General features: G+C 53.9%; 21 protein-coding genes, 1 pseudogene and 1 riboswitch. Of the genes and pseudogenes, 4 read left to right on the top strand and 18 right to left on the bottom strand.

The window, feature by feature from the left end:
• Nucleotides 1-9: 9 nt before the first annotated feature.
• A complete protein-coding gene (locus tag PRECH8_RS04170) occupies nt 10-1143 on the bottom strand; it encodes a conserved virulence factor C family protein (protein WP_200965812.1) in 1134 nt (377 codons plus the stop codon).
• A gap of 157 nt (nt 1144-1300) precedes the next feature.
• Between PRECH8_RS04170 and PRECH8_RS04165 the strand changes: the two genes are divergently transcribed.
• Nucleotides 1301-1510, top strand: a complete 210-nt coding sequence (locus PRECH8_RS04165; RefSeq protein WP_200965811.1) for a cold-shock protein — start codon at nt 1301-1303, stop codon at nt 1508-1510.
• A 191-nt stretch (nt 1511-1701) separates the two neighbouring features.
• Here PRECH8_RS04165 and thiD read toward each other — a convergent pair.
• From thiD to PRECH8_RS04105, 12 genes and pseudogenes are all read right to left on the bottom strand, one after another.
• A pseudogene (gene thiD, locus PRECH8_RS04160) lies at nt 1702-2509 on the bottom strand (bifunctional hydroxymethylpyrimidine kinase/phosphomethylpyrimidine kinase).
• A 4-nt stretch (nt 2510-2513) separates the two neighbouring features.
• Nucleotides 2514-3650, bottom strand: a complete 1137-nt coding sequence (gene thiO, locus PRECH8_RS04155) for a glycine oxidase ThiO (RefSeq protein ID WP_200965810.1) — start codon at nt 3648-3650, stop codon at nt 2514-2516.
• Between the two features lie 9 nt (nt 3651-3659).
• Nucleotides 3660-4445, bottom strand: coding sequence for a thiazole synthase (locus PRECH8_RS04150; protein WP_200965809.1), 786 nt, complete (start codon nt 4443-4445; stop codon nt 3660-3662).
• A 3-nt stretch (nt 4446-4448) separates the two neighbouring features.
• A complete protein-coding gene (gene thiS, locus PRECH8_RS04145) occupies nt 4449-4646 on the bottom strand; it encodes a sulfur carrier protein ThiS (RefSeq protein ID WP_200965808.1) in 198 nt (65 codons plus the stop codon).
• Nucleotides 4643-5278, bottom strand: coding sequence for a thiamine phosphate synthase (gene thiE / locus PRECH8_RS04140; protein ID WP_200965807.1), 636 nt, complete (start codon nt 5276-5278; stop codon nt 4643-4645). The genes thiS and thiE overlap by 4 nt, the downstream gene beginning before the upstream one ends.
• Before the next feature lie 119 nt (nt 5279-5397).
• Nucleotides 5398-6462 (bottom strand): ThiF family adenylyltransferase, encoded by a 1065-nt coding sequence (locus PRECH8_RS04135; protein ID WP_242457429.1) that lies wholly within the window; start codon nt 6460-6462, stop codon nt 5398-5400.
• 114 nt (nt 6463-6576) lie between these two features.
• Nucleotides 6577-6685, bottom strand: a riboswitch (TPP riboswitch).
• Between the two features lie 159 nt (nt 6686-6844).
• A complete protein-coding gene (locus PRECH8_RS04130) occupies nt 6845-7666 on the bottom strand; it encodes an SDR family oxidoreductase (RefSeq protein WP_242457428.1) in 822 nt (273 codons plus the stop codon).
• A gap of 86 nt (nt 7667-7752) precedes the next feature.
• The gene (locus PRECH8_RS04125; RefSeq protein WP_242457427.1) at nt 7753-8835 is read right to left on the bottom strand and encodes a glycoside hydrolase family 88/105 protein; all 1083 of its coding nucleotides are present in this window, start codon (nt 8833-8835) and stop codon (nt 7753-7755) included.
• A 30-nt stretch (nt 8836-8865) separates the two neighbouring features.
• Nucleotides 8866-9735 carry a carbohydrate ABC transporter permease gene (locus PRECH8_RS04120; RefSeq protein ID WP_200965805.1) on the bottom strand — a complete coding sequence of 290 codons (870 nt, stop codon included), beginning with the start codon at nt 9733-9735 and terminating at the stop codon, nt 8866-8868.
• A gap of 21 nt (nt 9736-9756) precedes the next feature.
• Nucleotides 9757-10707, bottom strand: coding sequence for an ABC transporter permease (locus tag PRECH8_RS04115; RefSeq protein ID WP_200965866.1), 951 nt, complete (start codon nt 10705-10707; stop codon nt 9757-9759).
• A gap of 77 nt (nt 10708-10784) precedes the next feature.
• A complete protein-coding gene (locus PRECH8_RS04110; protein WP_200965804.1) occupies nt 10785-12353 on the bottom strand; it encodes an extracellular solute-binding protein in 1569 nt (522 codons plus the stop codon).
• Nucleotides 12354-12552: 199 nt separating this feature from the next.
• The gene (locus tag PRECH8_RS04105) at nt 12553-14070 is read right to left on the bottom strand and encodes an extracellular solute-binding protein (protein WP_242457426.1); all 1518 of its coding nucleotides are present in this window, start codon (nt 14068-14070) and stop codon (nt 12553-12555) included.
• 210 nt (nt 14071-14280) lie between these two features.
• Between PRECH8_RS04105 and PRECH8_RS04100 the strand changes: the two genes are divergently transcribed.
• Nucleotides 14281-16608, top strand: coding sequence for a helix-turn-helix domain-containing protein (locus PRECH8_RS04100; RefSeq protein ID WP_200965803.1), 2328 nt, complete (start codon nt 14281-14283; stop codon nt 16606-16608).
• Nucleotides 16609-16660: 52 nt separating this feature from the next.
• Here the strand turns inward: PRECH8_RS04100 and PRECH8_RS04095 are convergent, their stop codons facing one another.
• Nucleotides 16661-17017, bottom strand: a complete 357-nt coding sequence (locus PRECH8_RS04095) for a phage holin, LLH family (protein WP_200965802.1) — start codon at nt 17015-17017, stop codon at nt 16661-16663.
• Between the two features lie 233 nt (nt 17018-17250).
• On the opposite strand from PRECH8_RS04095, the gene PRECH8_RS04090 reads away from it, so the two are divergent.
• Nucleotides 17251-17649 (top strand): helix-turn-helix domain-containing protein, encoded by a 399-nt coding sequence (locus PRECH8_RS04090; RefSeq protein ID WP_200965801.1) that lies wholly within the window; start codon nt 17251-17253, stop codon nt 17647-17649.
• Between the two features lie 46 nt (nt 17650-17695).
• Here PRECH8_RS04090 and nucF read toward each other — a convergent pair whose 3' ends face one another.
• The 3 genes from nucF to PRECH8_RS04075 all read right to left on the bottom strand — a co-directional run bounded on the left by nucF (nt 17696) and on the right by PRECH8_RS04075 (nt 21267).
• Nucleotides 17696-18496 (bottom strand): 5' nucleotidase NucF, encoded by an 801-nt coding sequence (gene nucF, locus PRECH8_RS04085; protein ID WP_200965800.1) that lies wholly within the window; start codon nt 18494-18496, stop codon nt 17696-17698.
• Nucleotides 18493-20112 carry a Na/Pi cotransporter family protein gene (locus tag PRECH8_RS04080; RefSeq protein WP_200965799.1) on the bottom strand — a complete coding sequence of 540 codons (1620 nt, stop codon included), beginning with the start codon at nt 20110-20112 and terminating at the stop codon, nt 18493-18495. The genes nucF and PRECH8_RS04080 overlap by 4 nt, the downstream gene beginning before the upstream one ends.
• Nucleotides 20113-20256: 144 nt before the next feature.
• The gene (locus PRECH8_RS04075; RefSeq protein WP_200965864.1) at nt 20257-21267 is read right to left on the bottom strand and encodes a PTS sugar transporter subunit IIC; all 1011 of its coding nucleotides are present in this window, start codon (nt 21265-21267) and stop codon (nt 20257-20259) included.
• A 231-nt stretch (nt 21268-21498) separates the two neighbouring features.
• Here PRECH8_RS04075 and PRECH8_RS04070 point away from each other — a divergent pair, with 231 nt between their 5' ends.
• Entirely contained in the window at nt 21499-21666 is a 168-nt protein-coding gene (locus PRECH8_RS04070; RefSeq protein ID WP_200965798.1) for a hypothetical protein, read from the top strand.
• Nucleotides 21667-21869: 203 nt separating this feature from the next.
• Here PRECH8_RS04070 and PRECH8_RS04065 read toward each other — a convergent pair whose 3' ends face one another.
• Nucleotides 21870-22772, bottom strand: a complete 903-nt coding sequence (locus PRECH8_RS04065; protein WP_200965797.1) for a CPBP family intramembrane glutamic endopeptidase — start codon at nt 22770-22772, stop codon at nt 21870-21872.
• Between the last annotated feature and the right edge of the window lie 80 nt (nt 22773-22852).

Below are 22852 nucleotides of genomic sequence, written 5' to 3'. Positions count from 1 at the left end.
TTCCCTTGATTACTGCTTCCCTCTGCTGCGCGCCATCTGCTGCCAGACGGATCCCGCCGCTTCCTCGCCGCTGGTGATGCGTTCGATGGCCATCTTCACCTGCAGGCTGACCTCAAACTCTTCATCATCCTCGGCAGCACGCAGCGCATCGAGCACGCTCTCATCGCCGAATTCATAGAGGAACCGGGCTGCCCGCCAGCGCACCAGTTTATTCGGATCGCGAAGCGCTTCGCTCATCGGCTGCAGTGCATCGGTATCCCCGATATCATTCAGCGTATCCCCTGCCGTTCGGCGCACCTGCACGGAGCGGTCCTTCAGCGCCTGATACAGATAGGGCAGGACTTGTTTGCCGCCGATATCCCCCAGATAGACGACGGCCAATCGGCGGATCGAGCCGTGCTCATCTTCGAGCGCCTTCGCGATCAGCGGCAGATCTTCTTCCGTCGGCTTCATATGTTCAAGGGCTGCATAACGCTTCCGCCAATCGTTCGATGCGAACAGCTCGGCGATCTCCTCCCTGCTCAGCTCCTGAAGGGAATATTCCTGCTCTGCGTGCTCGCCCTGTTTAGCAGCGAGCTCAGCCAGCCGTGCCAGCTCTTCATCGGAGTAAGTAGCATCAATCTCCGCTATCATCTGCTCTGCAATCTCCTGCAGATCCCCATAACGGATGCCCTTATCCACCAGTTTCCGCTCCTTAAGCAAAGTCGGAGAGGATTCGGTCACCTTCATCACGGCGTCATTGAATCTGTCGGGCGTGGCCAATCTGACTTCTTCTCCGCCGCTGCGCACGCGGACTTGCAGCGGGATATTGCGGAAGTATTGGACATATACCTGTGCCTCCCCGTATCCGCCGCTATCCGCTTCAGCGAAGCTCACCTGCGACTTATCCCCGCCGAGCAGTTCAGCGATCTGCTCGAGGATGGCCCGCCAGTCTCCCTTGGGCATGCGGTCCACCGCCAGAAAATCAGCGGTGTGGAAGACGCTCTTCACCCCTTCAATGCTCAGGATGCTGCGGATCGGTTCGGGAGCATGCTCTAAGTTTTCCTTGAGGTAGGTATGTTTTCTCCCGGGCGGCAAAGATTCATCGATATTTAACTTCATCGTATGCGGACTTGGTGTCGGTTCAATCGACAATAACTTCATGGTTAACCTCCTGCCAAATATGGAATTGAAGAATCTATATTCATGTGATCAAACTCACGGTTACTACTTTATATTGTAACGAAACATAGTCGATATTTCCACGAATATGCATAGGATGACGGCTCTGTTCACATAATAGAGGAAGGATAGGAAGGAGATGACTGCATTGTTCCGTAAAGTGGAAGAACCGGTGCCGGAGGCGGTGACGGAGATCTGGGCATGCACCAATGAGGATTGCAACGGCTGGATGCGCGACAACTTCACTTTCGCTGCGGATAATCCCGCCTGCCCGCTCTGCCAGTCCTATATGGTCCGCGATGAACGCGTGCTGCCGATCTTGACCAATTACACGAAGACGACCGTATGAGCATATAAGCATTTGATCGAATAATACCGTGCAAGTTCGTACTCTATCACTGTATGAGATATGCCAAGCTCAAGCAAGAAACGGACACCGTTGATCCCGTCCGCCGCGGCCGGGTTTCATCGTGTGTCCGTTTCTTCTGATCCGTTCTTGATCGTCCGAATATCCAATTATGTTATTGCATGATCGTCCAATTAGTTATTATAAAGACGATAAGCAGCATGATTCGTCGGCCCGATGCCCCCGCCGATGGCCAGAGCATGCCGGATCGCCGCTGTAATGTATTCCTTCCCTGCAGCCGCTGCTTCCAAAGCGGAGCGGCCCTTGGCCAGTTCCGCCGTGATCGCCGCTGATAAGGTGCAGCCGGTGCCGTGCGTATGCGGCGTATCGATGCGCGGCGCTTCCAGCAGTTCCATGTTCCGCCCGTCATAGAGGATATCGACGGAACGCTCCCCCTGCATATGCCCGCCCTTAAGCAGGATGTATGCGGGGCCGAGTTCATGCAGCCGCTTGGCTGCCTCTTGCATCTCCGCTTCATTCCGGATCTGATCGATGCCAAGCAGGCGGCAGGCTTCCGGAATATTCGGCGTGATCATATACGCCAGCGGCAGCAGATCTTGCTGCAGGGCTTCCATCGCCTCCTCCTGCAGGAGAGCGGCGCCCCCCCTTGGCATACATCACCGGATCGACAACCAGCCGTTCAACCTTGTAGCGGCGAATCTTCTCCGCGATGAGGCGAATGATCTCCGCGGAGAACAGCATCCCCGTCTTCACCGCATCAGCGCCGAGATCCGAAAGCACAGAATCGATCTGAGCGGCGATGCAGGCTGCCGATTGAGGATACACCCCCTGCACGCCCAGGGTGTTCTGTGCGGTGATCGCCGTGATCACCGACATGCCGAAGACATTCCGCTCCTGGAACGTCTTCAGATCCGCCTGAATACCGGCGCCGCCGCCGCTGTCAGAACCGGCGATGGTCAGCGCCTTCGCGATCTTCTCCATGGATTTAAGCCTCCTTCATATACTGCAATCCGCTGCTGAACCTCTCCGGCGCGAAGGCGGCCAACGACAGGCGGGAAGCCTGTCCCGTCAGCAGCCCGCCGACGATCTTCGCCGTCACCGGGCTCAGCAGGATGCCGTTGCGATAGTGACCGCAGGCGATGATGACCCGGCGGTCTTGGGGCAGTTCCCCGATCAGCGGATAGCCGTCCTGCGTCGCCGGGCGCAGTCCCGCCCATTTCAAGACGGGCTCGAGCGCACTGACGAAGGGGAACACCTTATCGTTCCAGGTAAGCAGGCGAGCGATCCCCTTCTCGGTCACCGATGTGTCGAAGCCGGCCAGATCCTCAGAAGCACCGCATACCAGCTGCCCATGGCGTTTGGAGACGAGATAGCCCTGGCTGGTGAACACCATATGGCGCACCCGCTGCGGCGCCGTGTCATAGGCACAGATCTGGCCGCGGATCGGGAAGACCGGAATCGCGATGCCAAACTGCGCTTCCCACATCTTGCTCCATGCGCCGGTGCACACGATCAGCCGGTCTCCTTCATAGATCTCGCCGTGCTCGCTGATCACGCGTATTCCCTGCGGCGTAAGCTCCGGCTTGGCATGTCCTGCCTGCTCATAAATCTCGGCGCCAAGCCTCCGGCAGGCCCGCTCCAGCGCCTTCACATAATCCGGAGCATGCACGTGGGATTCAACGGGAATGTACAAGGCGGCGATCACCTCCGGGCTCAGCTCGGGCTCGAGACGGCGAAGCTGTCCACCCTCCACGATCTCCGCCTGCGCCCCGAATTCGTTCTGCCATAACTGCCGCTGCTTAAGCGCGCTCAGATCCGCCTCGTGATAGACCGCATACAGACTGCCGCTGTTCGTGTATTCAAAGTCCTCCCCGCTCATGTCCTTCACCGCCTGCTGCCACTCCGGGTACAAGCGCAGGCTCTCGCGGCATAAGCGGAAGAAATCATCGGGAAAGGCCGTGTTCTCCGAGAAGGGGGCGAGCATCCCCGCTGCGGCGCCGGAGGCTTGCCCGCCGCAGGTCCGCGCTTCTACCACGGTGACCTTGTACCCCTTCATTAATGCCTCAAATGCACAGGACAGGCCGATAACGCCTCCCCCCATGATGATGACACGTTCCCCCATGCTGTTCACCTACAATCTGGATATGAACTGTTCTAAGCCGCTGCTGGCCGAAGCATACCGGCGCTTCGGGATGCGGCCGGCGAGATAGGCCAATCTCCCCGCCTCGATCGCCAGTTTCATCGCTCTGGCCATCATCACGGGGTCCTTAGCGCGCGCCACCGGCGTATTCATCAGGATGCCGCTGACGCCGAGTTCCATCGCTTGCGCGACATCCTGGGCTGAGCCGAGTCCCGCATCGACGATGATCGGCACCTTCGCCTGTTCGACGATGAGGCCGATATTGTAAGGATTCAGGATCCCAAGACCGGTGCCGATCGGCGCTCCTCCCGGCATCACCGCCGCCGCGCCTGCCTCCTCCAGCCGTTTGCAGAGCATCGGATCATCGGAGGTGTAAGGCAGGACGACGAACCCCTCCTTGACCAGGATCTCCGTCGCCCGCAGCGTCTCAACAGGGTCGGGCAGCAGTGTCTTCTCATCGGCGCAGATCTCCACCTTGACCCAATTGCTCAGTCCCGAGGCTCTAGCGAGACGGGCGATGCGCACGGCCTCCTCCGCCGTCTTCGCGCCGGAGGTGTTGGGGAGGAACTGGAAGTTCTCCCGCTCCAGATGCTGCAGGATTGAGTCATCCTCAACGGCATCCAGATTCACGCGGCGGATTGCGAAGGTCAGCACCTCCGCCCCGGAGGCCTTGATCGCTTCTTGCTGCACGTAAGGATTTGGAAAAAGGCCCGTCCCCAGGAAGAATCGCGATTGTAACTTCTTGCCCGCTATGACCAATGCATCATCAGCTATCATGACTCAACCGCCTCCCACAAAGTGCACAATCTCGACTTTCATTCCTTCACGCAGTGCAACGTCGGACCAATCCTGCTTCTCAACGATCTGTCCGTCGATCTCCACGACGATCAACTTGTTATCGAGACCGAGCTCCTTCACCATGCTCTCCACAGTGCCGGCTTGAACCTCTCGGAGCTCACCGTTCACCGTTAATCTCACTGCTTATCCCCTCCCGTGTATGCTTCGATCTTACGGATAAAGGCCCGGCAGGTCTCCGCTGGATCCGGGCTTCCGACGATCTCGCTCACTGCACAGATGCGCCTTGCACCTGCCGCCAGCACGTCGTCCACGTTGTGCAGCTTGATGCCGCCGATCGCCACATAGGGGATCTTGATCTCCCGCTCCACCTGTTTGATGTACTCCGTCGTCACCGGCTTGGCATGTTCCTTGGTCTTGGTCGGGAAGATCGGGCCAACCCCGATATAATCCGCCCCCTCCGCCTCCGCCGCCCGCGCTTCCTCGATGCGGTGGGTGGAGATGCCGATGATCCGCTTGCCCATGAGCTTACGGGCTTCGCTGAGCGGCAGATCATCCTGCCCCAGATGCACGCCGTCCGCCTCGCAGGCCAAGGCGATGTCGATATGATCATTCACGATGAAGGTGACGTTGTACCGAGCTGTGAGCTCGCGCAGGGCATAAGCCTTCTCCAGGATCTCCCGCTTCGTCCCCTTCTTGTCCCGCAGCTGGACGATGTCGGCGCCGCCCTTGATCGCTTCCTCCATCACCTCCAACATACTGCGGCCGGGATGGTATTCCTCGCCGGTGATCGCATACAAGCGAAACTCCCGCATTCCCATTCCTCCTCTCTTGTTCACAGGTCCTTGCTGACACTTCCAGTCCTGCAATCCGACCTCTGCTATCTGATCCCTGCATGCCCATGTGCATCTCAGACTCATCGCTGCGCCTTAACTCACATTCCGATATAACGAGCATACAGCGTTCTCGCCCGCGCCGGTTCGCTCGTCCCTTGCACGAGTACACGCCCGTCGGGGAACAGGGTTAACCGTTCTCCTTCCGGCAGCTGCACCCGCATCAGGTAGGGATTCGCTGTCACCTTGCCGACGCGGCTCAGCCGCTCCTGCCAAACCTTAAGGTCCAAAGCTTGGCCGCCGGTGATCTGCACGGAATCACGGCCGCACATCGTTGTCACCTCTGCAGCCCGGCGAAGATCGAGCGCCGGATATTCCCCCTTGGCGCAGGTCGGGCAAGACTTGCTGGGCGCAGGAAACTTCAGCTCATAGAAGCGATTGTGCCAGACATCGAAGGTGAAGAGACTCCTGCGCACGGCATCCAGATTGCCCGTTAAGATCTTCAGCGCCTCTGCCGACTGATAGGAAGCAACGATATCGACGACGGGGGACAGCACGCCCACGGTATCGCAGGTTTCGCCGCCGGCGCTTCCGTCCTCCGGCAGCAAACAGCGAAAACAAGGCGTCCGCCCCGGTATGAAGGCCGCTGACATGCCGCGCGAGCTGACCACTCCGCCGTAAACATACGGGATCTTCGCACGGAAGGCGTAGTCGTTCATCAGGTACCTCGTCTGAAAATTATCCGTGCCGTCAAGGATGAGATCGACATCGGCGGCCAGCTCTTCGATATTCCGCGCCGTCACATCGGTGATCACCGGTTCGATGGTTACGCTTGAGTTGATCCGCACGAGCTTCCTGGCAGCCGCTTCCGCCTTCGGCAGGGCTTCACGCGCATCCTCCTCATCGAACAGCATCTGCCGCTGGAGATTGCTGAACTCCACATAGTCGCGGTCCGTGATGCGAACGAACCCCGTTCCCGCACGCACGAGATGGTTGGCTAAAACCGTGCCGAGGGCCCCCATGCCGACGATCAGCACGCGGCTTTGCGCAAGGCGCTCCTGACCCGCACGGCCGATCGGGGCGAATAAAATCTGCCGCGAATAGCGTTCTTCAACCGCTTCTTCCTGCTTGCGATGCTGCTGCAGATGATCCTCCTGCAAGCTCAACCCATCCCCTCCTTCCCTAGTCATCTCCATCATTGCCGTCTGCAGAGCATGGGGGTAAGATGGTACATGCCATCAAAAAAGCCGCTCCAACTAGGAGCGGCGCGACAGCAGACTTCAAGTCGAGCACCACTTTCCTACGCTGGCATCACCCAGATCAGGTTATAAGGGTATCAGGAGCACTATCCTTCTCTCAGCCGTTCTAACGGCTCCCCTAGTGGTTGAACCCATATGCAGTTGTTCCTATTCCTAACATACCCGCTATTGTGAGAATTGTCAACGCTGTCCCATATATCAAGCTGGCTGCCATGATCAAGTGTCGAAAAATTGACAAAAAAGGAAACCTTTGAACGACAAACGGCGGTCCAAAGGTTTCCTCTATCCATTACAACAATGACTCCGCACCATCGATATAGACTTCCGTCCCCGTGATATGGCTGGAATCCTCCGAAGCCAGGAACAACACGAGATCTGCCACCTGCTCCGGCTTGCCCGGACCGTGTTCTAAGGGCTGGCTGCCTTCCGGATACTTCACCGGGATCTGGATCTCCTTGACTTCCGGAGACTGGAAGGTATTCTCATCGATATTCGTCTCGATCGCTCCCGGGCAGATGACATTCACCCGGATGCGGTACCGGGCCAGCTCCAGGGCGGCCATCTTTGCAAAGGCAACCTGCCCCGCTTTGGAACTGCTGTAGGCGCTCATCCCAAAACTGTGGAATTTGCGGCTGCCGTTAATCGAGCTTGTGATGATGATGCTGCCCCCGTTCTCTTTCATGTGAGGGATCGCATACTTGACGACGAGGAAGGTTCCCTTGAGATTCGTGTTCAGCGTCTGATCCCAGTCCTCCGGCGTCAGCTCTTCGATCGGTGCGATGCGGCCGTTGATGCCCGCATTGGCGAAGACGATATCGATCTTCCCCCAGGTATCGAGCACAGCTTCCACCCCGAGGGCCACGCGGTCCGGATCCGAGATATCCACGTCCGCAGCGATCGCCTCGCCGCCGACAGCCACGATCTCGGAGGCGGCCTCTTCCGTGCGCTCATCCTTTAGATCCATAAGGCAGATCTTGGCGCCGTGCTCCGCTAATTTCTTCGCAGCAGCTCTGCCGATGCCGGAACCGGCGCCGGTGATGATCGCTACTTTGCCCTCCAGCTTCTTCTCAGACGTCTGTGCCGGCTTGTTCATCGTCATCGTGTGATTCATCATCGGTGCACCTCCGTTAGTAATCATGTATCGACATGACGGTACCCACGTTAGCATGCCCGATCTGAATCACGATCAACCGCTTCCTAAGCATTCAGGTCATGCATGGCAACACATGCCATGACGAAGGCGCCGACACCGTGCAGATCGTTCTCGCTGGTCGGACGGGTGACATAATTGGTGTAATCCCCCGCCGAGGTGCCGATGCAGATATCCGGCATGACGAAGCGTCCCTCATCATCGGTCCGCATGCGGTTCGTCAAGCCTTCATATCCCCTTTCCGCGACGCGGCGGAATTCATCGCCGACAATGCCCTGCTTCACGGCCCGTGCGATCGCGTAGACGAAGAGCGCCGAACACGACGTTTCGAGCCAATTGTCGCTGTGATCTCCCTTATCCACGACCTGATACCACAGGCCGCTTCTCTCATCTTGATAACGAACCAATGCCGTGAGGAAATCCCTTTGAACCTGGATCAACTCTGCGCGCCCTGCATGATCCTCCGGCAGCAGATCGATGAACTGGGACAGCGCCAGGCCGTACCAGCCGAGGGAACGGCCCCAGAACTCCGGCGAGCAGCCGGTCTCAGGATCCGCCCAAGGCATGCGCCGGCTCTCATCCCAAGCATGATAGAGCAGTCCGGTCCTTTCATCCTTCATGTGTTTCCTCATCAGCTTCTCTTGGTGCAGCACCATGTCTCTCAGCTGCACCTCGCCGTATTGATTGGCGTACTTCAGGGCGAACACGCCGCCCATGTACAGGCCGTCAAGCCACATATTATAAGGGTATTTATCTTTATGCCAGAAGCCTCCCTCAGAAGTTCGATTCAGCGTGTCAAATAAGCTTCTGAGCTTTGCAGCCGCAATCCGGTAACGCTGATCGGATGATGATGCATCCAGTCGGAAGAGCAGGAGCCCCGCTTGGATCGCATCCAATTCATCCCTGGCAAAATACAGATTCCCATTCTCATCAACTAATGCATCCACATATTCCCTGATATACGTATCGTAACGTTCCTCCAGCACGGTTTCCCACAACATCTCCATCCCGCATAAGAAGACTCCCTGATGGTAATGCCATCGATGGGCCGGCGGAAGTTCAGGGGCTCGGTAGCGAGCCATCATGCTGTCGCATGCGAATATTGCCCATTCAATCGGTGTCCTCTGCATCCGGCATTCCTCCCGCATAGATTATCTCTCTTAACCCTTGATAGAACCAAGCAATGCACCTTTTGCAAAGTGCTTCTGCAAGAACGGATAGACGAGCATAATCGGAATCGTAGCGACGATGATAACCGCCATCTTCACCGCTTGGTCAGGCGGCGGAACATCTTCATTCGTCGAGCCGTCCAAGCCGCTCGCCAGAACAACGATCTGTCTGAGCCATACTTGAATCGGCCATTTCTCACTGCTGTCGATATAGAGAATCGCACTCAAGTACGTATTCCAATACGTAACCGCGTAGAAGAGAGAGATCGTAGCCAGCGCCGGCAGCGACAGGGGCAGCACGATCCTAAATAGGATGCCGAAGTCATTGCAGCCGTCGATCTTCGCCGATTCTTCCAGTCCATCGGGGATGTTCTGGAAGAAGTTCCTCAAGATGATCATATTGAAGGCATTGATCGTGCTGGGGATGATCAGCGCTGCATATTTGTTGATCAAGCCCAGTTCCTTCACGATCAAGAAGGTCGGGATCATCCCGCCTTGGAACAGCATCGTGAAGACCACGAGGAACATCAGTATCCGGCGGCCGTCAAGGTCCCTTCTCGCAAGGCCGTAAGCCGTCAAAGAAGTGAAGAACATGCTGAACAATGTACCGATCAAAGTCACGCCAATCGAGATCAGCATCGCCCGCGTAATCGTATTCGTCGAGAAGACGAACTTGTAGGCATCTAGACTCCACACTTCCGGGATGATGATGAAGGGTTTTGCGGCCAGTTCGGCATTCGTTGTAAAGGAGCCTGCCAATACATGAAGGAATGGCACTAAGCACAGCAATGCGATGACCGACAGCAGAAAATAGTTGATGATCGAGAAGATTCTACCTTGCAGCGATCTGTCTTCTACCATTTCTCTTTCCTCCTTCGTGTATTAGTAGACGCCCTCTTCGCCAAACTTCCTGGCCAGCTTGTTGGCGATCATCACCATGATGAGACCGACAAAGGATTTGAAGAAACCGATGGCTGTACTATAGCTGTACTGTCCTTGCTTGAGAGCAGCGGTATAGACGTACGTATCGATGATCTCGGCAACATTGCGGTTCATCGAATTGAGCAGCAGGTAGACGTGTTCGAAGCCAAGCTCCAGGATATCCCCGATCTTCAGGATCAAGAGGGTGACGATCACGCCGCGAATCGACGGCAGCGTGATATGCCACATCTGGCGGAACCTTCCGGCACCGTCCATCCGCGCCGCTTCGTAGAGCTCCGGATCAACAGCGGCAATCGCCGCGAGATAGATGATCGTCCCCCAGCCGGCTTCGCGCCAGATCACTTGGATGATATACATCGGCCGGAACCATTCGGGGCTGAGCAGGAAATTGATCTTCTCATGTCCGAAGTGAACCAGCAGCTGGTTGATGATCCCGCCGTCCATCGTCAGCATGACGTAGCTGATCGAGACGATGATGACCCACGACATGAAGTGCGGGATATAGATGAGCGTCTGCACGGTGCGTTTAAAAGCAGAGATGCGAATCTCATTTAACATCAGAGAGAGGATGATCGGAATTGGGAAATAGATGAACAGATTCAGGCCGAACAACACTAAGGTGTTCTTCAAGATCATGAGGAATTCCGGTTCTGTAAACAGCCTCTCGAAATGCTTCAAACCCACCCATTCGCTGTATATGAATCCTTTGTAAGGTTTAAAGTCTTGGAAAGAGATGATCAAGCCGAACATCGGCAAGTATTTGAAGATGATGAAATACAGCATGCCTGGCAAGATCATCAAATACAGCAGCTTGTTGCGTTTCATCCGCCGCCATACTTCACTCTGCGGCCTGGGAATGGTCTGTTGCGGTTGGACCGAAGCTTGCTGCATACCCGTTCTTCCTTTCTGTATAAAGTTCATTTAATGGGAAGGGCTGTTGAGCGATTCAACAGCCCTCTCCCAGCATGTTATCTTGCTGCTCGATAAGCCTCGTTATATTCGTCGATGATGTCCTGTCCGCCGCGGCTCAACCACTGATCGATCGCTGCCTGGAAGCCATCAAGGTCGATCTGCTCGTAGATGTATTGATAAGTGGCATTCTTGATGATCTCGTCGAGCTCCAACCCTTTCTCCGCATAAGTCTTGGAGTCCAGAGGAGCGGTCGGGTCATGGATGGCATATTTCTCGTTCTCCAAGATGAGCTTCTCAGCATGGATTCTCGCTTCCAGCTCATGATAAGCTTCCATCATGCCGTTGGTTTCCGGTTCACCGATGACACTGTCCTTATATCCCTTGACATCGCGGTTGATCAGATCGCTGTCCTCAACAGGTCTGGCTTTGCCGTCAACCACGGTGTAGTGAACGCCTTCGATACCCCAGTACATGAGGTTCGCAACCTCCGGCGTCATCATCTTGTCGAAGAACGCCAGGATCTGTCTCAGCTGATCCTCATCCTTGATCGAGCTCTTCGGGAACAGAACGACATTGTTATAACCCGGGATCGCCCAAGTCGAGATATTGCCGTTCGGACCTTCGATCAGCGCATGCGTCCACAGGACCGCATTCGGATCGTTCTTCTCAAGATCTCTCTGCAAGCTGTTGACGTCCTGAAGCGACCCGACATAGACACCGTATCTGCCGCTGGTCAGCAGGTTGACTTGGTCTGTCTTACTCGTCGCAGCGAAGTCTTGGTTCATATAACCCGCGCTGCGGATCTTGCGGAAGAAGTCCATAACCTCGATATATTCATCGAACATGAACTTCGGCAACAGCTGCCCATCCTTCTCACCCCAGTTCGTCGGCACGCCGAACCAGGAAGCCACCGTGTCAAAGGCACCGTAGACGAGGTCGTTGCGGTCCGTCAGACCGAAGGTGTTGTCCACGCCGTCATTGTCGGGATCGTCTTCCGTGAACGCCCGCAGCATCTCGAAGAATTCGTCGACATTCTTCGGCGCATCCAAGCCGAGCCGATCTGCCCAGTCCTTGCGGTAGATCATTCCTTGCCGTGCCAGCGGACGGCCGATATACAGGGAATACAGCTTGCCGTCAACCATCGTGTTCTTGAGAACTTGTTCCTTCAGTTTGCTCAAGTTCTCAAACTCGGGGAGGTATGGTCCGATCTCCCAGAACTGCCCGTCGCGGATCGCTTCCCTCATCTGGATGAAGGTCGCCTGGTTCTTCATGTAGACGACTTCCGGGAAGGAACCCGTTGCGAAGGAAGAGCTCAGTTTCTCCTCATAGGTATCCGCCGGGAAGAAGTTATACGTCAGCTTCGTATTCGTCAATTTCTCCAGCTCTTTCTTAATCACATCCGTCGGCTGGTCTGCGGTATTAAGCGGCAGCATGATGGTGAATTCTGTCGGCGGCTCCGGTTTAGGATCCGCTCCCTGATTGTTCGAGCCTTGCTGCTGATTCCCCCCTTGCGTATTCGTTGGAGCTGCGTTGTTGCTGCTTCCTCCTGAGCAAGCGGCTAGCACGAAGCTCAGCACCATGAGCAGGCTCAATAGGAGTGTGAGACTTCTCTTCGTCTTCGTCATACAGCTTGACCTCCATTTCGAAAAAATGTAATTAATGATTCACTTCAAACTTACAATCAATCCGACATTACGTATACAATCATTTGCTCACAAATCGCATCACCAAGCCTCATGCTGCTTAGGTTTATGAGAAAATGATTATCTTCCGTGAACATGATAAAAAGCAATAAAAAAGCACCCGGTCACGGGTGCTCAACATTTACTTATGAGAATAGGAATGCATATATTCTTGTCGAATCTGGTCGCCGCCGTTTCTGCGCCATCGTTCGACTTCTGCTTGGAATCCTTCCACATCAAGATTCCCCAAGATATAGTTGTAAGTTGCATCGGTGATGATCTTGTACAACTCGCTTCCTTTCTCGTCATAGGTAGCGGATTCGAGGGAGGCCGTGGGATCTTCCACCAGGAAGTTCTCATTGTCCGCGCTGAGCTGCTCCGCAAGTTCCGTCAGCGGTTCTGAGTTCTGCACTTCCATGAGGTTAGGGTTGCTCAGATCCGCGATCATCAGCGCATGCAGCGCATTCACTTCAGAGACTCTAAAGGCATAGGTCTCCTGTGGCAGGTAGACCTTCCCCTCCTGCACGATGTGATGGCGGTGCTCGAAGCCGTATCGCATCAGATTGCTGACATCCGCATCCATCGAGCGGTCGAAGAAACGCAGCACTTCACGGAGTTCTTCTTCGTCATGGATCGCCTTCTTCGAGAACAGATACAGTCCGTTGTACTTCGGGATCGACCACACCCGCAGTCCTTCCGGACCATGGATGCGATTGACGAGGGTGAAGCGTGCCTCCGGATTCACCTTCATCGCTTCCTCGGCGAGCCGCTGCGCATCCAGCATGCTGCCGATATAGACGCCCGCTGCTCCGCGAATCAAGTGATCCCGCTGCACTTGTTTGCTGGTCACGGCAAAATCCTGATTGATCAATCCTTCTTTATATAACCTGCGCATAAAATCCATCGTATCGATATACGCTTGTGTCTCAAACTCAGCGACCAATTCGCCGTCGACAAAAGCCCAATTGTTCGGAGTGCCGAAATAGGAGCTCAGCGTCTTGAACGCACCGAAGATCAGATCATTGCGGTCCGTCAGCCCGAAGGTGTCATCCATGCCGTTGCCGTCTGGATCTTCCAAGGTGAATCGGCGAAGGACATCATAGAGCTCTTCGATCGTCGTCGGCTCGCTTAGGCCCAGGCGATCCAGCCAATCCTTGCGCAGGATGATCCCCTGCCGCGACGAAGGGCGTTCCGTATACAGGCCGTAGATCTTGCCGTCAACGGCTGCCTGCTCCAGAATGGACTTGTCCAGATTGCGAAGGTTCGGGTAATCATCCAGATAAGGCCCGATCTCCCAGAACACACCGCTGCGGATCGCATTTTTGACCAGGATATAATCGGTATACTTTACGAAGGTGGCCTTCTTCAAGGAGTTGGTCGTCAGCGCAGTATTCATCTTATCGGTATAGATGCCGTCGGGCACCCACTCGATCTTCAGATCCACATTCGTCAAGCGGTTGATCTCCTCGATTAGATCCTCATGCGGCGGATTGGGAAAATGCAGCGGCGCCATAATCGTGATCTCGGGTCTTCGTTCCATCGCCGCTGAGTGGTCGCCGCTGGAGCCGCATGCAGCCAGCATGATCATATGTGAGAAAATGATTATCGAGGTGATCACCTTCATCCCGAACGGCTTAACGCGTTTCTTCCCGCTTCGCATGGAAGTTCCCCCTTAGGACTTCATGATCTATTTAGTGATAAACATATGAGATAATGATTACGCTTTCATGATATGATTCATCATATAGCGATGATCTTATGATGAATATCGTTTGGATATAGTTTGATTATAATCTCTAGATGGCTCTTTGGGCAGTCCATAATTGAAGAAGGTTGGATCATACTCTTAACAAGACAGGTGATGAGTAGCATGAAGTCGTTAAATTATCTCAGCAAAATGATCCTCTTCGGTTTATTGTTAAGCACCATCCCCGTTGTCTTTATCGGTTTTTTCTCCTATATCACATCTTCTAATGAAATTCAAAATCATGTTAATCGCGGTAAAATGCAGCTTCTTATGCAGACCAATGCCAATGTAGAACAAATACTTACCACTGTCAACCACACGCTCAATCAAGTGGTGAATTCCGTCGTTCTCAGAGAAGCCATCAGCCGCGAGATCACAGTGGAAGACTTTATGCTCTACAACGACCTGCGCAACGAGCTTCGTCACATGCAATCCTTCGATACGAAGCTCGAAGATGTCATCGTCGTCAATCTGGCGCATAACTGGATGGTCAAAAACTCGGGTATCTATCGGCTCGATGAATACGCTTACAATGAAGAGATCGCATCGCTGATCAATCACCCGGATGAGATATCATGGATTCTAAGTCCCAGTAAATGGTATTACAGCGAAGAAAACGCTTCAAACGTTGTTTGTAATTATACCATAAGTCTAATCAAAAAGCTTCCAGTGAACAGCTTAACCAAAACGGGATTTATCCTTGCTAATATCCCCGCATGCAGCTTTCAGGAATTTCAGCAATTCGAAGCGGAGAGTGATTCCGAACTATTCATCCTGGATGATCAGTTCCGCGTCTTGCTGCATGCCGATCATCAGCTCATCGGCGAGCATCTGTCTGCGATCAGTCCGTTATCACCCGAACAGTTCACGGGTTCTTCGGGCCAGTTCACAGCTGAATACAACGGCAAGCCATATTCCATCATCTATTACCAATCGGACTTTAACGACTGGATCTATGTCTCGGCGATCGATATCGCGAGCATGACGAAGGAAGCGACGAAGATCGGCGAGTATACGCTCATCGTCTGCCTGATCCTGCTCTTCCTGTCGGCCATCACCGTATGGCTGGGATCACGGCGGATGTACTCGCCGATCAAGCGGCTGATGCGGCTGTTCGGCGAGCAGGTGGAGGGAAACAGCCGCCATGTGAATGAGTTCCAAGTCATCGGCGAGCATGTCGCTTCGCTGTTCCAGTCCAAAACCCGTCTGGAAAACGAAGTTCGCCACCATCTCTCGCAAGTGCGCACCTTCTTCCTGATCCGCGCCTGCCAAGGCAATGTCAAAAGCAGCGAACTCGTCGACAAGCTTATCCGCTACGGGTACGGTCAGCAAGTAGAACAATGGCGCACGATGGCGATGCTCACGCTGCAGATCGATACGCTGGAGGGCACCCGCTACAGCAAACAGGATCTTGAACTCCTGCAATTCGCCATTCAGAATATGATCGAGGAGCTCATCCCCTTCGGGCATCGCTTGTCCCCTGTAATCATCGATCATACCATCGTGACGATCGCGGGAAGCAGGGATGCGGACAATCAGCAGTTCAACAAGCTGCTGTACGGCATCACTGAGGATCTGCAGAGCAAGATCCTGAACTATCTGGAACTGAAAGTCAGCATCGGCATCAGCCTGCCGTTCCAAGATTGGACCCAGATTCCGAGGGCCTACCGCGAAGGGCTGGATGCCCTCAGGCACCGCATCAAGCTCGGGGAAGGCATCATCATCCAATACGAAGATATCAATTCGGGCAAACATTACCTGAATCTAAATTATCCTCAGCACATCGAACTGGAACTGATCGATGCGATCAAACTTGCGGACCAAGAGCAAGCGAAGCAGGCGATCCGGGAATTCCTGCAAGCCGTATTCGCAGCCGAACTGACGCCGCAGGAATACCTGATTCCGCTGGCACGGCTGCTGAACAATCTCCTGATCGTCATGCAGGAATCCGGCATCAGCCTGAATCAGATCCAGCAGTCCAACCGATCGCTCTTCGAACAATTGACGGAACTGAGAATCGCTGCGGAGATCGAGGAGTGGTTCTGGTCGAGTCTGATCGACCCGATGATCAAGATCTTCCGCGATCGTCAGGATGCGCAGTACCACAACATCTCCGAGAAGATCATCGATATGATCCAGCGCTATTATGACACGGATCTGACCCTGGAGATGTGCGCACAGAAGCTTCATTACAATGCAAATTACTTAAGCAGCGTGTTCCGCAAAGAGACTAACTATTCATTCAGCGAATATCTGACGGCTTACCGCTTCAGCATGGCGAAGAAATGGCTGGCGGAGACCAATATGACGATCAAAGAGATCGCGGCGAAACTGTGTTACAACAATCCGCAAAACTTCATCCGCTCCTTCCGCAAACATGAGGGAATGACACCGGGGCAATATCGGGAGAAGCATATGAAGCACTTGCCGCTGCAGAAGCCTCACATGTAATCATGTGAGGCTTCTGTTTCCCTATGGAACATCCTGCTCTGCGCAGCGCTTCTCAGGAAGATGAAGGCTGGCGGCCGATATCAGCTGCGTCGATCCCGCGGCGCAAAGCCGCTTTCTCGATGACGGCTCGCGCCTGTTCATAGTCGAAGGGAAGCTGCCGTTCTTGGAATTGCCTTCGCATATAATCCACTGCCCGCTCCAGATGCTTCTCCCTCCCCGAATTCGGTTCCATCGATTCGGCGTAGGCCACCGCTTCCTCACCCGTCTCGTGCACGTAGATGCGCTTCTCATTGTGCGTCCTGGCATCCAATAGTTCTGCGATCCGCCGGTACATGCTGAGGCCCGCTGCCAGCCAGATGATGATCATGACGATTAGCAGCAGCAACGCGATCTCGAACCATGGAGACATAGGAATCACCATCTGTAACATTTTTGACCATTCTATACTCTATATAGTAATTTTCTAATTACGCAAAGTCAATAGTATGTTTGCTTTATTTGCAATCTATGCTTTCGCTTGCAGGGAAACATGGTATATTTGATATACACCCGGCATGATTATGTTGGATTATCCATGTTCTGCCATAATATTAAACTTATCAATATTATTACCTAACTGAAGATTGAGAAGGTTGATAATCTATGAAGGTAACCGGGCATCGTATTCGTGCGCTGCGAGAGCGGAAAGGCCTGACTCAGATCCAATTGGCCGCGATGCTTCATATCAACAACAGTGTATTGTCAAGAATCGAATCCGGAAGAAGACCGATCGATGATGAACTCCTCATCCGCTGTGCTGATCTCTTCAACACATCGGCCGATTATCTGCTGGGGAGAGTTGATCGGGTCGAGGAAACCCATACCACTTACCATACCGAGCAGCAATCGCGGGAACAGCAATTCTGGGAGAAACTTCGCCGCACCGCCTTCTTCGATGGGGACAAGGAATTGTCCGATGAGGAGAAGGAATTGATGATGGAGTCCCTGATGAATGCTGCACTGAATGCGAAGAAGTTAATAAGCCGTACTGCGAAGGGATAACCCCCGGCAGTACGGCTTATCTATTAGATCTATGCGCATAAAAATTTTAAGAATAGAAGCTTCGCAGCGCTTCGGCCAGCGCAGGAATATCATCACAGATGAGATCCGGCTTCACCCCGGCGGATTCGAGCGTCTCTTGCAGGTTATCCCGCGTCGTAATCCCCGTCAACATGAGCGCAGTTCGACATCCGGCAGCTTGTCCCGCGCGCATATCCGTGGCCGCGTTATCCCCTACGACCCATACCTGATCCGCCGGCAGACCGATTCGGTCGATCACATCTTCCATGATGATCGCGGAGGGCTTGCCGATGACCACGGGTTGCTTGCCGGATGCGGCTTGGATCGCTGCACCCAGGGAGCCGGCGCCGGGTATGAAGCCCCGATCCGTTGGCAGGAGCAGATCCGGGTTCGTCAAGATGAACTCCGCGCCGCTGCGGATATAACCTGCCGCACGCTCCAGCTTGGCATAGTCGAAGCTGAAATCGATCCCCTGCACGACATAATCCGGCTGTTCATCGGTGACCTGCTGCAACCCGGCTTCCTTAAGCGCCGCATGAAGTCCCGGCTCGCCGAGAACATAGACCTTCGCCCAAGGACGCTTCTTGTGAATATAGCTGGCTGCGGCCTGCGCAGACGTGTAAACCTGTGCGGCTTCCGCTGGAATCCCCATGCCCGCAAGCTGTTTCGCCACTTCCTTCGGCGTGCGCGAGGAATTGTTCGTCAAGAAGAGATAGGGAATCTTCCGATCTCTCAGATCGCTTACGAATTCATCGGCATGTGCGACTATCTTACCGCCATGGTACATCGTCCCATCCAGATCTATGATGAGTCCGTATCTTGCTGTCATTCATCATCCATCCCCAAGATGTATTGAGCGATATTCTTGCTGTGATCTCCGATTCGCTCAAGATTACTTATAATATCCAGGAAGATCGCGCCGGAATTCCCCGAACAAGCACCTTGGTTCAGACGGTTGATGTGCGCTTTGCGGAACACGCTCTCCATGCGGTCCAGTTCCACTTCGCTCGTCAGCACTTCTTCTGCGGCTTGTTCATCGTCATGTTCAAGAGCATGCAAGGCCTTGGACACCACGTGATCGGCCAATTGCAGCATATCCCTTAAATCCTTCTCCGCATCTTCGGAAAACTCCACCTTCTGGGAAATCCTCGACTCCGCCAACTCCACGATGTTCTCCGCATGATCCCCGATCCGCTCGATGTCATTGATCGTCTGCATCAGGATCGAAGCTTTGGCCGATTCATCCGCCGTTAGATTGCTCTGTTGGATTTTCACCATATATTCGGTGATCTTGCGATCGAGTTCATTGATCAGCTGTTCCTTCTGCAAGGCTAGATTAGCCACTTTCTCATCCTTGTTGAAGAAATATTCCGACGCATCGTTCAGCATATCACGGGCAACGGAACCCATCCGTATAATCTCATGTTTAGCTTGGCCGAGGGCGATCGACGGGTTCGCCAGCAAACGCTCGTCCAGATACTTCGCGCGGAATTCAATCTCGACCATCTTACCCGGCACGAGCTTTGTAACGATCCAAGCCAGAACCGGAATCAGCGGCAAGAAGATCAGGGTGTTCGTTATATTAAACATCGCATGAGCATACGCGATTTGCATGCGGATGTTCACATCTTGACCAACCAACAGAACGGCGTCGTGGACGAGCGGCAGGATAAGCATAAAAAGAATCGTACCGGCTACATTGAAGATGACGTGTACCAGGGATGCTCGTCTTGCCGCTACCGAAGCACCGATCGATGCAAGCACCGCGGTGATCGTCGTACCGATGTTGTCGCCGAACAGTACGGGAAGCGCCCCATACAGGGAGATCATGCCTTCATCGGCGATCGACTGCAGGATTCCGATCGTCGCGCTGGAACTCTGAACGATCATCGTGAAGACCGTGCCGACGAGGACGCCCAGTATCGGGATCCCCTCCATCTGTACGATGAAATCAGTAAACACCTGCAGGTCTTGCAGCGGTTTGACGCCGCTGCTCATCGTCGATAAGCCGAGGAACAGAGTCCCGAATCCGAAGATGACTTGTCCTATGTATTGGAATCTCTTCTTCGAGAAGAAGAACAAGAAAAAAGCCCCTACAGCGATGATAGGCAGCGAATAATCCTCGATCTTGATCCCGATGATAAAAGCCGTCACCGTCGTCCCGATATTCGCGCCAAAGATGATCCCGATCGCTTGCCGCAAGGTCAGCAGCCCGGCATTGATCAGACCGATCGTCAGCACCGTCGTCCCGCTTGATGATTGAATCAAGCCCGTAACGACGATCCCAACTAGTACTCCTAGGATCGGATTGGATGTATACTTAGCCAGCAAGCTGCGCATGCGGTCGCCCGCCGTCTTCTGTAATCCCTCAGACATATACTTAATGCCGAATAAGAATATCCCAAGTCCGCCTATAAACTTAAATAAGATGTCCTGCCAATCCAAAGGTTTGTCCCCCTATTCGGTATCTGGAATGTTAAGTTTTCATGAGGATCCTCGAAAATTCCCTTTGCCTAATATAATTCATCTTTCTGCAGAAAACAACCTCATTCCTCAATGGCATTTCAAAACAAAAGCCAGCATCCATCCTTATAATTCCAACTTCATATCATTGGGTTTGATCCAGCTGCGGCGGCGGAACCATTCGGAGATCGCCAAGCTGAACACGGCAGGGCCGATGAAGTGCAGCACGAGGATCTTCAGGAACACTTCCAGCTCATAGCCCATCGTATGCAAGGTGAAAATCTGACCGACCAATCCCGAAGTCCCCATACCCGCTCCTTCCTTCACATTCTCCATCTTCCACCAGACGGTGCCGATCGGCGCCAGAATGATGCCGGCTGCGGTAGGAGGAATGAGGATCAAGGGATTGCGGATGATATTGGAGATCTGCAGCATCGATGTGCCGATCCCCTGCGCCAACAAGCCGCCGATCCCATTCTCCCGATAACTGCTCACCGCAAATCCGATCATCTGCGCGGAACAGCCGATCGTTGCCGCGCCGGCTGCTAAACCGTCCAGCCCAAGCATGATGGCGATGGCCGCACTCGAGATCGGCGCCGTCAGGGCCAGTCCCATCAGCGTTGCGACTAAGATCCCCATGACGAAGGGGTGCCTGCCCACGGACCAATTGATCAGTTCGCCAAACCAGATCATCCCCTCGGAGATATAAGATCCAAGATACTCCCCTGCCCAGCATCCCGCAGTCAGTACGACCAGAGGGGTGAGGATGATGTCCAGCGGCGTCGATTTGGAGATCAGCTTGCCCAGTTCCGTACCGATCACCGCAGCCACATAGGCGCCGGCGGGTCCGCCCCCAGCCTCGACGGCATAGGCGCCGCAGACGATCGATGCAAACAGGACAAGCGGCGGTGCCTTAAGTCCATAGCTCACTGCACCGCCAATGGCCGCCCCATAATACTTAATCGCCAGCGTACCCGCTGCCGCTAAGAGAGGAATATGGGCATATTCTCCGATCGTCTGCATGATCAATCCGATGATCATCGAGGCGAACAATCCATAGGCCATATAGGTAAGCGCCGTAATAAAATAAACTCGCGGATGAAGTTCTATCCCTTTGGATCGCAAAAAGTTCATCAGCACACAGCCTCCATATCCAGTGTAATTAGCATAACCTAGCAGCCGCTGCGTTAATCTGCATGAATCGCGGAGCCCAAGCAAAAACAGCATCCGGCCGGCTGTTCCGACGGATGCTGGACCAAGGATTCCGATGGCGGCTCTAAACTTTCCTTAACTCTCATGAAACTTGTATAATGATAGTATGCTTATTCATACATGAACTTTCAATAGATACATAATGAGGTGGTACGTATGCCAGTCGTTATAGCCTTTGTACTAGGGATCTTGGTTACAGGTCTGATCATGTATATCGTTCATCTTCGGGACACGATTAAACGCCAACAGACGATGATTATCGATCTGGAGAACGAAGTCCGCGAATTGCTTGCCAGCAAGTCGGAAAGCGATGCGGTTCATTAGTGCCAAGCGCAGCAAAGGGCTGTCACGCCGCATGCAGGATGCGGTGCAGACAGCCTCTTTCTTCGGTTCCATGCTTTTGATTCGCCTTCGACCATTAAATTCCTTCAGACCCCGCTGTTTTCTTGACTCTTCCTTTCCTCCTAACATTCGCTTCCAAACAGATTTCATTAAACATCCCAATTAAAGGAGCTTATTTGCACGCCCTAGAAACGTGTCCACATCCTGCGATTATGATGCATCCAGCGATCGGCGATCAAGATGCTGATGAGCAAGAACCCCATGGTGATGATCCTGCCTTCAACTGCGAACCCCCCGGCAGTCCGGATGATCGCTCCGAGCATATCGAGATTCATCAGCCCTTCGGCAGGGGCTCCGCCCGCATATGATCTGAAGATATAATCGTACAGGACGGTCCATGTCACATGAATGCCGACCGGCAGCCACAGTCCATTGGCGGCGGCGCGGCAGATGCCGAGCAGCAATCCCGTGAGGAAAAGATTCAAGACCGGCAGAATGGAATCGAACATCGCATGATTATACCAATGCACCAGAGTGAAGACCGCGCTCGAGCCGATGATGCCGGCCAAGGACCCAAAGCGGTGCATGAGCAGACCCTGCACATAACCCCTGCAGAAGACTTCTTCACTGACTGCGATCACGATCAGCATCACCAGGTTCATCCAAGCATATACCGATAACGGTTCTGATCCGAGGGCCGTAAACTGGAAGATGTGAACATGTCCGGACAACCAGGTGAACAGCACCGCGATGCCGATGAATACGAGCCCGATGAAGGATCCCAGCAAAGCATGGCGGAAGGGCGTTCTCTCTTTCCACCCCAGACTCCATCCTTGACTTTCCCAGCGTTCGTGCCGGTAGAGGATTAGAACCGCGCCGATCAGTCCCGCTGACTGCGCCATGTGCAGGATAAATTTCATGATCATGCGCTTCTCGCCAAGAAACGGGCCGCCGCTCAGGTAAGCATGGAGATTCCCCGCATCGAGCAGAACGAACAGGATGAACACGAACACGGACAAACCGAAAGCGATGGCAAGAGCCGTGATGAACAAGAGGATGAGCTTGGCTATCGTATCTTTAATATGCATCACCTTTCGCCTCCCCCATGATATTAACATCTAATAAGCGCTCTAATATGTGTACTAGTTACTGTGACAACTTCTTGTAT

The sequence above is a fragment of the Insulibacter thermoxylanivorax genome, from assembly GCF_015472005.1.
Taxonomy (GTDB): domain Bacteria; phylum Bacillota; class Bacilli; order Paenibacillales; family DA-C8; genus Insulibacter; species Insulibacter thermoxylanivorax.
The sequence above is the reverse complement of the archived record's forward strand: the minus strand, read 5'-3'. Positions and strand labels throughout refer to the sequence as shown.